This window comes from Mycobacterium sp. NGS49, from assembly GCF_059812565.1.
The window spans coordinates 12,928-25,483 of sequence record NZ_JCALCX010000008.1 but is presented as its reverse complement, the minus strand read 5'-3'; the positions used below and the strand labels follow the sequence as shown (position 1 = coordinate 25,483).

At 66.2% G+C, this 12,556-nt stretch carries 13 protein-coding genes; 3 read left to right on the top strand and 10 right to left on the bottom strand.

The window, feature by feature from the left end:
* The first annotated feature begins 111 nt into the window (after positions 1 to 111).
* Positions 112 to 753, top strand: a complete 642-nt coding sequence (locus tag AC5Y7D_RS10005; RefSeq protein ID WP_499923619.1) for a TetR/AcrR family transcriptional regulator — start codon at positions 112 to 114, stop codon at positions 751 to 753.
* Here the strand turns inward: AC5Y7D_RS10005 and helR are convergent.
* From helR to AC5Y7D_RS09985, 4 genes are all read right to left on the bottom strand, one after another.
* Entirely contained in the window at positions 696 to 2,933 is a 2,238-nt protein-coding gene (helR, locus tag AC5Y7D_RS10000) for an RNA polymerase recycling motor ATPase HelR (protein ID WP_499923617.1), read from the bottom strand. The genes AC5Y7D_RS10005 and helR overlap by 58 nt on opposite strands.
* 83 nt (positions 2,934 to 3,016) lie before the next feature.
* A complete protein-coding gene (locus AC5Y7D_RS09995; protein WP_499923616.1) occupies positions 3,017 to 3,568 on the bottom strand; it encodes a TetR/AcrR family transcriptional regulator in 552 nt (183 codons plus the stop codon).
* The gene (locus tag AC5Y7D_RS09990; protein ID WP_499923615.1) at positions 3,565 to 3,888 is read right to left on the bottom strand and encodes a DMT family transporter; all 324 of its coding nucleotides are present in this window, start codon (positions 3,886 to 3,888) and stop codon (positions 3,565 to 3,567) included. Before AC5Y7D_RS09990 ends, AC5Y7D_RS09995 begins: the two co-directional genes overlap by 4 nt.
* A gap of 73 nt (positions 3,889 to 3,961) precedes the next feature.
* Positions 3,962 to 4,597 carry an HD domain-containing protein gene (locus AC5Y7D_RS09985; RefSeq protein ID WP_499923614.1) on the bottom strand — a complete coding sequence of 212 codons (636 nt, stop codon included), beginning with the start codon at positions 4,595 to 4,597 and terminating at the stop codon, positions 3,962 to 3,964.
* Positions 4,598 to 4,697: 100 nt separating this feature from the next.
* Here AC5Y7D_RS09985 and AC5Y7D_RS09980 point away from each other — a divergent pair, with 100 nt between their 5' ends.
* A complete protein-coding gene (locus tag AC5Y7D_RS09980) occupies positions 4,698 to 5,153 on the top strand; it encodes a DoxX family protein (RefSeq protein WP_499923613.1) in 456 nt (151 codons plus the stop codon).
* Here the strand turns inward: AC5Y7D_RS09980 and AC5Y7D_RS09975 are convergent.
* The 3 genes from AC5Y7D_RS09975 to AC5Y7D_RS09965 all read right to left on the bottom strand — a co-directional run bounded on the left by AC5Y7D_RS09975 (position 5,146) and on the right by AC5Y7D_RS09965 (position 7,068).
* Positions 5,146 to 5,874 (bottom strand): hypothetical protein, encoded by a 729-nt coding sequence (locus AC5Y7D_RS09975; protein WP_499923612.1) that lies wholly within the window; start codon positions 5,872 to 5,874, stop codon positions 5,146 to 5,148. The genes AC5Y7D_RS09980 and AC5Y7D_RS09975 overlap by 8 nt on opposite strands.
* 22 nt (positions 5,875 to 5,896) lie before the next feature.
* Positions 5,897 to 6,727, bottom strand: coding sequence for an oxidoreductase (locus AC5Y7D_RS09970; RefSeq protein ID WP_499923610.1), 831 nt, complete (start codon positions 6,725 to 6,727; stop codon positions 5,897 to 5,899).
* 71 nt (positions 6,728 to 6,798) lie between these two features.
* On the bottom strand, positions 6,799 to 7,068 hold the full coding sequence (locus AC5Y7D_RS09965; protein WP_499923608.1) for a hypothetical protein: 270 nt from the start codon (positions 7,066 to 7,068) through the stop codon (positions 6,799 to 6,801).
* A gap of 208 nt (positions 7,069 to 7,276) precedes the next feature.
* On the opposite strand from AC5Y7D_RS09965, the gene AC5Y7D_RS09960 reads away from it, so the two are divergent.
* Positions 7,277 to 7,930, top strand: coding sequence for an MspA family porin (locus tag AC5Y7D_RS09960; RefSeq protein WP_499923606.1), 654 nt, complete (start codon positions 7,277 to 7,279; stop codon positions 7,928 to 7,930).
* A gap of 9 nt (positions 7,931 to 7,939) precedes the next feature.
* Here AC5Y7D_RS09960 and AC5Y7D_RS09955 read toward each other — a convergent pair whose 3' ends face one another.
* The 3 genes from AC5Y7D_RS09955 to AC5Y7D_RS09945 all read right to left on the bottom strand — a co-directional run bounded on the left by AC5Y7D_RS09955 (position 7,940) and on the right by AC5Y7D_RS09945 (position 12,521).
* The gene (locus AC5Y7D_RS09955; RefSeq protein WP_499923605.1) at positions 7,940 to 8,605 is read right to left on the bottom strand and encodes a nitroreductase family protein; all 666 of its coding nucleotides are present in this window, start codon (positions 8,603 to 8,605) and stop codon (positions 7,940 to 7,942) included.
* Positions 8,592 to 10,121: an Hsp70 family protein gene (locus AC5Y7D_RS09950; RefSeq protein ID WP_499923604.1), complete on the bottom strand. Its 1,530-nt coding sequence runs from the start codon at positions 10,119 to 10,121 to the stop codon at positions 8,592 to 8,594. Before AC5Y7D_RS09950 ends, AC5Y7D_RS09955 begins: the two co-directional genes overlap by 14 nt.
* A gap of 156 nt (positions 10,122 to 10,277) precedes the next feature.
* Entirely contained in the window at positions 10,278 to 12,521 is a 2,244-nt protein-coding gene (locus AC5Y7D_RS09945; RefSeq protein ID WP_499923602.1) for a carbon starvation CstA family protein, read from the bottom strand.
* Positions 12,522 to 12,556: the final 35 nt, after the last annotated feature.

Sequence of the window (12,556 nt, the reverse complement as noted above, 5' to 3'; positions counted from 1 at the left end):
TCCTAGGAAAGTCTGGCGGCGATGTTTCCACACCGGGCAGACAAATGCGTGACGAAAAATGAACGGCAGCCCACCGCGCGGTTTCGACCGTTCGTGGAGTCTCACACTACGATGAAATATATGGCGAAGAAGGCGGTCACCCCTGGGCCGCGCGACGAGCGCGGTGTGCTGCAGGCGCGAATCCTCAACTCCGCCAGGCAGGAATTCGCCACCCACGGCTGGGCCGGGACCACCATCCGCGCCGTCGCACGTGCTGCTGACGTCGACCCGGCCCTGGTGTATCACTACTTCGGTTCCAAGGAGCGCCTGCTCGACGCGGCCACCGACCCGCCGGCCAGATGGCTGGAAACCGTGGCCCAGACGTGGGCTACCCCGCGCGACGAACTGGGCGTCCGCCTGGTGCGTACGGTGCTCGGCGCCTGGTCAGACGACGAGATCGGCCCGGTACTGCGGGCCGTCGTGCTGACCGCCGCGCATGACGAACGCACCCGGGAGAAGTTGCGCATGGTGGTGGAGCGCAGCCTGATCGGCGGATCAACGCTGGGTACCGACGAGACCGATCGGCTCCGGCGCAGCGGCCTGATCGCCAGTCAACTGATCGGCTTAGCCCTGGTTCGATACATCTGGCAGATCGAGCCCGTGGCCTCCATGTCGGAAGAGCAGGTACTCGCCGCCATCGCACCGAACATCCAGCGCTACATCGACGACGACCTGGGTGCCAAGCCGCTCAGCACCGGCGGCAGCGGCTCCTGATGCAGGACGCCGAGGCGCTGCGTGGCGCGGGTGAGGGCGACGTAGAGTTCGGCGGCGCCGCGCGGGCCATCGGCCAGGATGCGTTGCGGATCCACCACCAGGACGGCGTCGAACTCCAGGCCCTTGGTCGCCGAGGGGGCCACCGCACCCGAAATCTCCGGCGGTCCGATCACGACGCTGGTGCCTTCGCGCGCGGCTTCGTCATCGACGAATTCTTTGATGGCGGAGGCGAGTTGGCCCGGTTCGACCTGCCGGGACCACGGCCGCACCCCGCAGGCGCGGACCGACTCAGGCGGCAGCACACCGGGGGCGAACTCGGCGAGCAGTGCGCCGGCGACGGCCATGATCTCGGCCGGCGTGCGGTAGTTCACCGTCAGCGACCGGTAGACCCAGCGGCCGGGCACATACGGTCGCAGCATCGCGTCCCAGGACATCGCTCCGGCCGATGACCGTCGTTGCGCGAGATCGCCGACCACCGTGAAGGACCGGGCCGGGCACCGTCGCATCAGCACCCGCCAGTCCATTTCGGACAGCTCCTGGGCTTCATCGACCACCACGTGCCGGTATGTCCAACTGCGGTCGGCCGCAGCGCGTTCCGCCAAGTCGCGCAGGTCGCGCTCAACGAACCTCTCGGCCAGGTCCTCGCCGTGGAGCAGGTCCTGGGCCAGCAGTTGGTCCTCGTCGTCCATCAGGTCCTCGCGGCTGACCATGAGGTCGAGCACACCGGCGGCATAGGCCGCCTCTTCGGCCTGCTCCCGTTCGACAGTCCTTCTGGCGACTTCCTCGGCTTCCTTGTTCACGCCCAGCAGGTCCACCAGTTCGTCCAGCAGCGGCACATCGGACACCGTCCACGCGTCACCGATCTCGCGCCGCAGCGCCGGATCGGCGCCTGCCGCGCGCAGCCTCTCGGGGGACTCGAACAGCGAGGACAAGAGCGCCGCCGGGGTCAGGATCGGCCACAGCTGGTCGAGCGCGGCGGCGAATGCTGCGTTGTCGGCGAGCTCCTCGATCAGCTCCTCGCGAAGCTTCTCCCATGCGGCTCGATCCGAGCGGGTCAGCCAGCCCCGGCCGATCTTGCCGATCGCTCGCTCCGTCAGCACCCACGTGACGATGTCGGTGAACGCGGCGCGGGCGGCGTTATGCGGCAGCCCACTGGCGCGCGCCTCCTCCCTGGCCCACTGTGCTGTCTCGGCGTCGATCTGCAAGGTGACATCGGAGAGCTTGATGAGCAGCGGATCTTCAGGCAGCCGTTGGTGATCGGCTATGGAGGCCGCGAGTACATCGAGAATGTCGAGTGATCCTTTCAGGCGTGCCGCATTCGGTTCATCCTCTTCGGTGATGTGCAGGCCGGGCACCAGATCGCCGACGGTCATGAACACCACGGTGGATTCGCCCAGCGATGGCAGCACGTGACTGATGTGGTCCAGGAACGCCGGATTCGGCCCGATCACGAGAACGCCGTGGCGCTCCATTCGCTCGCGCTGCGTGTACAGGAGGTAGGCGATGCGGTGTAGTGCGACCACCGTCTTGCCGGTACCGGGGCCGCCCTCGATCACCAGCACACCGGAGTGATCGAGCCGGATGATTGCGTCCTGTTCGGCCTGGATCGTCGCCACGATGTCGCGCATCCCGTCACCGCGCGGCGCCTCGATCGCGGCGAGCAGGGCTGCGTCGCTTGAACTTTCGCAATGGTCGTGCTCGTCGGGGCGACCCAGGACTTCGTCGGTGAAGTCGACGACGCGGCGCCCGCGGGTGTGGAATTGGCGGCGCCGCCGGATGCCCTCCGGGTTGGCTGCGGTGGCCGTGTAGAACGGACGGGCTGCCGGTGCCCGCCAATCGAGCAACAACGGTTGGTAATCGTTGTCCTCGTCGAGCAGGCCGATGCGTCCGATATAGGACCGGTTGCCGGTGACACCGTCCAGGCGGCCGAAACACAACCCGTCGTCGGCGATATCCAATCGCTTGATCCGGCGGCCCAGCGCGCGCAACTCGACATCGCGGTCCATAGGTGTTTCGCCGTCACCGCGTAAAGCGTTGCGGTACCGCGACTTCGCTTCAGCCCGTTCCTCGTCGAGCCGCGCATATAGCCCGGTGACGTAGTCCTGCTCGAAGTCCAATTCCGCGTCGTATCCCGTGACAGATCCCTGCGGATCAGTCGATTCGCGCAATTCAGCCCCCATTTCGCCTCTTGAACTCCAAGCCCCGGCGTCCGGCCAGCAATTGTGCGGCATGACCCGGCCCTTGCCGCAAGTCCCGGTAGCCGTTATAGGGTGAGAAGAGCAGTGATGGCTTCGGTCAGCGCATCGGTGCTCAGCGCAGTGCCCGTCGCCAGCGGATGCAGCATTGCGCCGTCGAGGAACACCGCGATGGCGTCGGCGGCCCGACGCCCGACACGCGGCGCCAGCAACGCCACCACACCTTCGTTCCACAGCCGCGCCAGCGGCCGCAGTTCAGAGTGATAACTTGCCGCCAGATACAGCTCGTTGAGCGTCCTATACCGGTCGTGGTCGGCCAGGTACTCGGCGGTGAGCCGGGCCAGGGCAGCCGGTAGTTCGCTGCCGGCGTCCAATTCGCGCCGCCAATGCTCCAAGTACTCGGCCGAGGTGGTGGCCGCGTGGGCGAGCGCCGCTTCCCGCAGTTCGCCGAGGTCGCTGAAATAGTAGGTCGTTGAACCCACCGGGACATCCGCTTCGGCCGCCACCAGCCGGTGCGTCAGGCGGCCGAGCCCATGCCGGGCGATCACCCGGCCGGCCGCTTCGACGATCGCCTGCCGGCGACCCGCCGGGTCGCGCGGACGGCGTTCGGCCGGACTCAATGGGCACCGCCGAGATTGAGCGTGACCACTCCCGCAACGATCAGGCCGACACCGATCACCTTCGCCGCGGACAAGGGTGATCCCAGAAACGCCACGGCGATGAATACGATCGCGGCCGTACCGATCGCCGACCACAACGCGTACGCGACATCGGTGTGCATTCCCCGCGCGATCGACATGGCCAGCAGCGCGAATGACACGGCGTAACCGAGCAGACAAACCGCCGTGGGCCAGAGTCGCGTGAATCCGTCAGTGCCCTTGAGCAGGCTGGTCGCCACGACCTCCACGAAGATTGCGCCGAAAAGCAACAGATAAGCCACGGTAACCCTCCTTGTGTACACATGTACATGTACAAATGTACATGAAGGGATCGGCGTTGGCGCTATGAGGCGATCACTCACCCCACCGGCCGAGCGCGGCCATCTGCTCCAGTCGCGTGGTGCCGCCCTCGCGACGTTCGCGTAACACCTCCCCGGCCATGGTGTACGGAAGCGCCGCTTCGGGACTGCGCTGAGCCTGGGCGACGATGGCGTCGGTCAGCGCTTTCGCCATGGAAAGACGTGGGTAACGGTCGTGAATGGCCGCGGCCGCGTCGTCGTCGACGAATTCGGCATTGAGGCCGAAATCGATGGCCACGCCACCGTTGACCAGATAGCAGATCGGGCCGCGGCGCTGGGCTATTCCGAACGAACTGTGCAACGCGATCGCTTCCCATACCGCATCCACCACCGCGCGGTCGCAGCCATGCTCGGTCAGCAGGGTTGCGGCGAGGTCCGCACCCTCGATCTCGAAGCGCTCCTTGCCGGCAGCGGCGGTGCCGGCACCGAGATCGTGCAGGACGCAGCCCAGCAACAGGGTCTCGCTGTCGAAATCGGAGCCTGACCGTAAACCTTCGTGCGCCGCCAGCGATTCGCCGAACAGATAACTGCGTACGCTATGGTTGAACACCGCTGCCGACTCGGTGGATCGGGCGAATTCTATTGCCGCGCGCGCTACCTCGGAGTCAATCAAGTCTGGGATGGTGTGCATGTTTCCGACGGTAAGGGGCGGGGCCGCAGCACGGTGAGTGGCGTTATGGACATGGATCCCACAATTTCGGCCAGGACCGGGGGATCGTAACGTGAAGGATATGACGAACACTCTCGACCGCCGCCTGGCCGGCTCGTCGCCGGCAGTGCTGAGCCTGTTCCGGTTGGTCTACGGCTTTCTCTTTGCCGGCTACGGCTCGATGATCCTTTTCGACTGGCCCGTGTCGTCGGGGCAGGTGATTGGAATCGGTGACTGGCCGGGCTGGTACGCCGGGGTGATCGAACTCGTTACCGGGCTGTTGATCGCGGTCGGACTGTTCACCCGGGCCGTCGCCTTCGTCGCTTCCGGCCAGATGGCGGTCGCATACTTCTGGATGCATCAACCACTGACCCTGTGGCCGATCTCGAACCCGCCCGACGGCAACGGCGGGACTCCGGCGATTCTGTTCTGCTTCGGCTTCTTCCTGTTGATTTTCCTGGGCCCGGGCCGCTATGCGGTGGATGCGCTTTTGTCGAAGTCGCGCCTGCGACGGGATCATTCGACGCGACTCAGATGATTCCGCCCGCACGCTCGCTGCAATATGTCCGCTTCGGCCGCGGAAATGTGACGGTGCGCGTGCCCGACGGGCAGGCGGTGGTGTCGACTCTGTCGTCCAGCCGGGTGCGGATCCGGACTACCGCGCCGCCGGCCGCACAACTGGCCACGCGGATCGTCTCGCCGTTGTGATCGGATGAATAGCAATGGTCCACAAGAAGATTCGGGATGAAACAGCGACGAGAACCGTCATGCTCCACGGAGAGGTAGGAGCTGCTTTCGAGCCTGCCGTCCGGGCAGTTCCCGGCGGAGTCCACCTCGGCGGCATACTCCAGCACTGCGTCGGGGTTGCGGCAGCTGGTGGACTTCCAGTGCCGCTTGTCCAGGATTTCGTTGGTGAAGCAGTCACCCACCGCCAGGCGCGAACTGCGTCCGGCGACCAGGGCCACCGTGCCGACGACACCGAGTGCACTCAGCGTGAGAAACACGCTGCCGGTGACGATCAGACTCCCGCCGGACCTGCGTGGTCGCTGCGGCATCGGCTGGTAGTACCCGGGGTAACCGGGGAACCCGGTGGGATAGCCCGGTGGGTAACCGATCGGAGGCCGGGGGCGGGCCGCCGAACGCCTTCGCAACCCGATGATCAACAGCGCCAACCCCACGGCGGCGAAGACGAGCGCAACGAAGCCGGCCGCCGCCAAGGCCGTTGCACCGCCGGCATCGGCCAAATAGGTGACGATCATGACGCCCTCGGTCGCATGCGCCTCAGGTCGCCAGGTTGGTGCTGGTGGTGAGGTCTTCCCAGGCCGAGATCTCGCCGGCCCGACGTTCGGCGATGTGACGATAGGAGAACAGGGCGTCCCCGCCGAGCAGCAGGAAGGCTGGGGGCTCGTCGGATTCGACTGCGGTGATGATGGCCCGGGCCGCCTTGACGGGGTCACCTATCTGAGTGCCGTGCATCGTGTCGTTCTCTTTGCGCCGGCGGCCGGCGGTGTCGGCGTAGTCGTCGATGACGGCAGCCGACTGCGTCAGCGAACGTCCCGCGAAATCGGTTCGGAAGGCGCCGGGTTCGATGACGGTGACCGAAATGCCCAGCGGCGCAAGCTCGCCCCGCAACGCCCCGCTCATGCCCTCGACGGCGGCTTTGGCCGCCGAGTAGTAGCCCGATCCCACCGGTGTCAGCTGAACGCCGATCGAGGACATGTTCACGATCGCACCGCAGCGGCGCTCCCGCATGCCCGGCAGCACCGCCTTGATCATCGAGACGGTGCCGAAGAAGTGAGTTTCGAACAAGGCGCGCACATCCGCGTCGTCGCCCTCTTCGATGGCGGCGCGATACCCGTAGCCCGCGTTGTTCACCAGGACGTCGATGCCGCCGAATCGCTCGGTGGCCTGCTGCACGGCCTTGGTGATCTGCTCAGGCTCGGTGACATCCAGGGCCACGGCCAGTACCCGATCCGCGGTGGTGTCGGCCAGGCCGGTCACCGTCGCGACATCGCGTGCGGTGGCGACGACGTTGTGGTTGGCCATTACCGCAGCCTCGGCCAGGGCGCGGCCGAGGCCGGTCGAACAACCCGTGATGAGCCAGGTGGACACCGGGGAACTTCCTCCCGTCGAAGGCGTTGGAGCCAGCAGGCGGAACGGAGTCGTAGCTTGCCCTGATCGACCTAGAATCCCATCTTCTGACACCGGACGTGTGCGTTCTGACAGTACATTCCGCTACTGGTCCAGTCTTGCGGGCCAACGCCGTGCTCCTTCGCGGGCCGCTCCAGGGGACCCCCAGCCAATCCAGGAGCGACGATGATCAGCAGATCGTCGAGGATTGGCGGGTCGCCGTCGTCGTCGGGGTCGGCGCGAGCGACGCCGCAGCTACCCAGCAGCCCGGTCACCGCGATCAGGATGGCCAAAAGCGCCGAAGCCCATCTGTGGCGTGTCATAGGTTGCCCTCCCGGACGATCGGGCCGCATTGCTTGCGAGTTTACTCGCCACGCGTTCGTGCAGGCGCGTGCACATCGCAAATGAGCTACAAACGCACAACAACTCCGAGTTGCGCAATGCGGCGCAGTCGTGAGCTGGGTGCCGGTGCATACCGTGGGGGTCGTGATGCGGATTCCCGCGGTGGTTCGCCGTGCCGCGCTAATCGCTATGTGCGTCTCAACGCTGACGACGGCGCCGGCGAACGCGCAACCCGACGCCGAGCCTGTGTCCGGTGCGGCACAGTCGGCCGACGGGTTCGTGCCGCCCGGGACGCCGGCGCGGATCAGTACCCCCGACGGGTGGACTTTGGCACTAGGCGCCAAGGACGAAAGACAGGTGCCCGTCCCGGCTCTGATCACGGCAGTGTCGTCGCGAGAATACCTTTCCAGCGGTGTGTTCGTCGCTTCGCTATCCGGGCCGGAACCACCGCACGGCGTCTTGGAGGTGGGTTATGAGATTGGCTGCGGCATCGATATGAGCACGGCCAACGGCGTCACCCAGACCCAGGGCGGTGGCATCTCCCCTTCGATCGGCGCCGAGCTGCCGCTGGGGCCTGGTCAGCCTCCGCTTCTCGTGCCGGTGATCACCCCGTCATACAACGGTCTGGTCAGCGTGGGGCTCAAACCCGGGTTCGTCGTCGTGGTGCCGGTGGTCAGGAAAGAGTTCAAGGGCCCCAACCCCTGGGTAATGGTCAGCGACTTCCACATCAAGATCGACGGGTGCGTCGGCCAGTCCTTCATCCGCTCCTATTCGACCCTCACCCGCATCACCGACGAATCCGACGTGGTGTTGTCCTACGTCGGCACCACCAAAACCGTTTGAGAATTGCCATCAGCCGGCAAATGCAGTTCCGTCGTAGCGTTCCTGCGTGACGAACTCAGGAACGGCCCGGCGCCGCAGCGTGGTCAGCTGGCGCAGTGGCCTGCCGAGCGGTACCACCGCCGCCACGGCGTGCCCGTCAGGAATCCCCAGCAGCCCGCGGACCGCGTCTTCTCGTGGAATGGCCATCGTGGTGATGGTGCCGCCGTACCCTTCGTTGCGCGCTGCCAACAAGATGCCCCACACCAGTGGATACACCGACGCGCCGCCGGCGAGGCCGACTCGCTGCAACTCCTGATCCAATGCGGCCACCACATTCAGGTCCACGGAGACAACCAGGACGACCGGGGCGTTGATCAGCGGGGTCCCGAACGTCTCCGGAACCTCGGTGTCGTCGATGACGTGCTGCGGCACGGCACTGGGATGCAAGGAATTCCAAGGGTTTTCGCCGGCCTTCAGCTGGGCGAAATAACGACGGGCCGCGGTGGTGCCCAATTCTGCGAGTCGCCGGCGAGCAGTGGGGTCGCGAACCACGGTGATATGCGCACCCTGCCGGTTACCTCCGCTGGGGGCGAATCTGGCGTTGTCGAAGATGCGGTACAGGACGTCGTCGGGCAGGGGATCGTCGGTGAACTCCCGCGCCGCGAAGGTGCTCCGCAGGACGTCATAGAACTCCATGGCCCCGCCGTTCCAGCCGGAAGGTGCGCCGGATGCCGGTTGGTTCGGTGGTGAGGGTCACCTCCACCGCGCCGGTAGGTCCCACGGTGTAGACCTCCTCGACGTCGGGCCCCTCCTGCCAGCGGCCCACCGGTTGGCGCCCCAGGTCATCGCGGTCGCTCAGGGCCGGGTCGAACGGGAACAGCACCGGATCGTAGGGCGTGACGTCGCCATCGGGTCGTCCGTTGACCACGCGGCTGCATTCCACGAACCGGAAATGCCCGATGTTGTGCGCCGCCCGGTACCTCCGGCTGACCACCAACGGGGTGCGGCCGTCGGCGGGCAGGGCTGCGTCTTTGGGCACGATCGGGTCGAAGACGACGTCCGTGCCGGCGTGCGCCTCCCGGAAGACTCCGAAATGCCGTGAAAAGCGTTCGGACAGAACGAAACCGGATTCGGTATCCAGGAAGACCGCAAGCCCGATGGCTGTCGCGGCGAAGGGGTGGGGCGAGCGCTTGACCCGCTTGTCGCCGAAGCTCGCGCGCAGCATGCGCGAAACGATGGGAAAGCTGCCCGCACCGCCCACCACATAGATGCCCGCCACTTCCGACCAGGGGACGTCCCTGCCGTCCCCGACCGGGTCGTGCAGGACACGCGAAAGAAGCTCCGTGGTCTTGTCGACGAGCGGCGCACACGCCGCGTAGACATCGTCGACCGGACACGAGAACGGAGGCCGGTCTACACCGTCGACCACCGCGAGGTCCACCAGGAAACGCCGGGTCTGCGGCCCCACGGCCTCCTTTCGGGTGGCGCATTCCTCGAGCAGCAGCTCGTGGGACCCGCCGGTCAGTCTCGGTAGTTGCGAGTCGGCCAGGACCAACTGTGCGATGGCTTCGTCGAAATCGTCGCCGCCCAGGCGTTGAATCCCCTCGCTGACCACGACCTCATTGACGTGCCCGGCCATCTTCAACAGCGAGGCGTCGAACGTGCCGCCGCCCAGGTCGTAGATCAGGACGTACTCGCGCTTGGCGGTGATCGTCGAGCGGTAGCGGTGGGCGTACTCCAGTCCCGCGGCGGACGGCTCGTTCAACAGCGCGACGACCTCGAAACCGGCCGCAGCGAAGGCATCGAGCGTGATAAAACGTTGCGCGCTAGACGAATTGGCGGGAACGCTGATCGCCGCCTGGACCGCCTCACCGCGGGCGGCGCCGGCGTTCGAGCGCTGGAGGAGGTCGCTCTTCAGTTGAGCCAGAAAGCCGGTGAGCAGGTCGGCCAATCGGTATTCGCGGCCGGCCAGCTGCACCGTGCTCTGCGGACCTGCGTCGTTGAGCAGCCGCTTGAACGACCGGAGCACCTCCCAGCCGGGTTCGTGGCGCACGGCGGCGGCATCGAGGCCGAAGCGCAACTCGCCGCCGGGGTTGGCCGCTATCACCGACGGCCACGCGTCGACGCCGTCGTAGGCCACCACCGGGTAGTTGCCCCGGTCGACGACCGCAGCAACGGTGTGGGTGGTGCCGAAGTCGATACCGACTCTCATCCCGCACAATTCTAGGGCCCGGCAAAGCAGTTCGGCACCACCCGGTCACCAGCGCGCCGTGCCGGGCGTGGTGGCGCGCCGCAGAATTGTTCCTGGCCGGCCCGCGGGACGGGAACGCACCTGGCAGTCGTGCAGGGGCCGCTCGCAAGTCGACGTTCAGGTATCGGTCGACAGCTTGACTCTTGTCGCCCTCGCGTCCCATTGACGCTGGACGTCTCGCTCGGCTGGCGTGGGAATCAATCCGGCGGGCGCGAATCGCCGGGAGTTCATCTCAGCGTCCTCGCTCAAGGGCTTACCCGAACCTCGAATAACGCTGAGCGACACAATGACTCCGGATACCACCACCACGACGACGACCGCGGCGAAGACGACCGACAAGGTGCCCTGCACCAACGCGTTGCGGATAACGTCGTCGAGCTGACGCGCGTCGGTCGCCGAACCGAATGCCGTCTTGCCCGCCTGCCTGGCAGCCGAGTACTGGAAGTACTGCGTCCAGTAACCGACCTTCGGGTCCCCGGAGAAGATCTTCTGCCATGAGGCGGTGAGGGTGACCGAAAGATCCCACAACAGCGGAACACCGGGGATCCAGGCCCATTTCAGGTGGCCCTTCTTGATGACGATCACCGTGATGACGGTCAGCGCAATCCCGGCGAGCAGCTGGTTGGCTATACCGAACAACGGAAACAGCGAGTTGATGCCACCCAGCGGGTCTGTCACCCCGAGCAGCAGCGTGCTGCCCCACGCCGCAACCACGATCAGGCTGCACAGCCAGACGCCGGGGCGCCAGCTGGGGTTGCGGAACCTGTGCATGGCGGCGCCCAGGTTGCCGAGTGCGTCGGAAACCATGAAACGCGTGACCCTGGTGCCGGCGTCGACGGTGGTCAGGATGAACAGCGCCTCGAACATGATCGCGAAGTGGTACCAGAACGCCTTGAGGCCGGTGCCGCCGAACACCCGGTGCAGGATCTCGGACATGCCGAAGGCCAGGGTCGGTGCTCCGCCGGTGCGCGAGACGATCGTCTTCTCGCCGACGCCGGCGGCGGCCTGGTTGATCTGGTCGGCGGTCATCGGCGCCCCGGTCAAGCCAAGCCCGTTGACGTACCGCGCGGCGGTGGCCGCGGTGTCGTGGGTCTGCGGCGACGGAGCATTGATCGCAAAGTACAAGTGCTGGTCCAGAATCGACGCCGTGAGCAGTGCGATGACGGCGACGAACGACTCGGTGATCATCCCGCCGTAGCCGATCAGGCGCATCTGGCCTTCCTTCTCGAGCAGCTTCGGCGTCGTACCGGAGCACACGAGTGAGTGGAATCCCGACAGCGCACCGCACGCGATGGTGATGAACAGGAACGGGAACAATGACCCGGCGAACACCGGGCCGTCGCCGCTGATGGCGAACCGCGAGACGGAGGGTGCCTCCAGGACCGGATGGGCCACGCACACGCCGATCGCGAGAAGCGCGATGGTGCCCACCTTCATGAACGTCGACAGATAATCACGCGGGGCAAGCAACAGCCACACCGGCAGTACCGAGGCCGCCAGTCCGTAGCCGATCAGAAGCCAGGCCAGCGTGACCGGCGACAGGGTGAACCACCTTGCGCCCCAGGATGTTCGGGCAACCCAGTCACCGGAGATCACGGCCAGCAGGAGTAGTCCCACCCCGATCACCGACACCTCCGATATCTGTCCCGGACGCAAGAAGCGAAGGTAGCAGCCCATGAAGAGGGCAATCGGGATGGTCATGGCGATCGAGAAGACGCCCCATGGGCTTTCCGCCAGGGCGCGCACGACGATCAGCGCCAGCACCGCGATCAGGATGGTCATGATCACCGGTATGCCGACCAGAGCTGCGGTCCCGGCGATGGCGCCGAGCTCGTCGCGAACCATCTGGCCCAACGAACGGCCGCGTCTGCGGGTGGAGATCCACAACGTGAGGTAGTCCTGCACACATCCGCCGAGTACCGCGCCGACGACTATCCAGATGCTGCTGGGCAGGTAACCCATCTGGGTGGCCAGTACCGGCCCGACCAGCGGACCGGCGCCGGCGATCGCGGCGAAATGGTGGCCGAACACCACCCGCCGGTCGGTCGGTACGTAGTCGGTGCCGTCGTCGCACATTTCCGCCGGGGTCGCGAGATCGTCACGGGGGCGCACGATCTTGGTTTCGATGAAGCGGGCGTAGAACCGGAACGCGATGACGTAGGTGCAGGCCGCCGCGACCACCACCCACACCGCGTTCACGGTTTCGCCGCGGACGAAGGCGATGATCCCCCAGGCGATGGCGCCGATGACGGCGATCAGGCCGAATACCACCTTGTGTCTGAGGCTGATCGGCGAGCGGTCGAGGATTGCGACGGGCGGCAGGTCCGGGTCGGTGCGGATATAGCTGATATCGCCGTCCAACCGAACTCCCTTCCAGCGCCCGTCCGCGAGTGTGA

What these genes read in the sequence shown, in the direction of transcription:
- AC5Y7D_RS09965 (WP_499923608.1), bottom strand. Translation starts at nt 7,068, where the DNA reads ATGACACGCCACAGATGGGCTTCGGCGCTTTTGGCCATCCTGATCGCG.
- AC5Y7D_RS09985 (WP_499923614.1), bottom strand. Translation starts at nt 4,597, where the DNA reads ATGCACACCATCCCAGACTTGATTGACTCCGAGGTAGCGCGCGCGGCA.
- helR (WP_499923617.1), bottom strand. Translation starts at nt 2,933, where the DNA reads ATGGGGGCTGAATTGCGCGAATCGACTGATCCGCAGGGATCTGTCACG.
- AC5Y7D_RS10005 (WP_499923619.1), top strand. Translation starts at nt 112, where the DNA reads ATGAAATATATGGCGAAGAAGGCGGTCACCCCTGGGCCGCGCGACGAG.
- AC5Y7D_RS09980 (WP_499923613.1), top strand. Translation starts at nt 4,698, where the DNA reads ATGACGAACACTCTCGACCGCCGCCTGGCCGGCTCGTCGCCGGCAGTG.
- AC5Y7D_RS09975 (WP_499923612.1), bottom strand. Translation starts at nt 5,874, where the DNA reads ATGATCGTCACCTATTTGGCCGATGCCGGCGGTGCAACGGCCTTGGCG.
- AC5Y7D_RS09955 (WP_499923605.1), bottom strand. Translation starts at nt 8,605, where the DNA reads ATGGAGTTCTATGACGTCCTGCGGAGCACCTTCGCGGCGCGGGAGTTC.
- AC5Y7D_RS09960 (WP_499923606.1), top strand. Translation starts at nt 7,277, where the DNA reads ATGTGCGTCTCAACGCTGACGACGGCGCCGGCGAACGCGCAACCCGAC.
- AC5Y7D_RS09950 (WP_499923604.1), bottom strand. Translation starts at nt 10,121, where the DNA reads ATGAGAGTCGGTATCGACTTCGGCACCACCCACACCGTTGCTGCGGTC.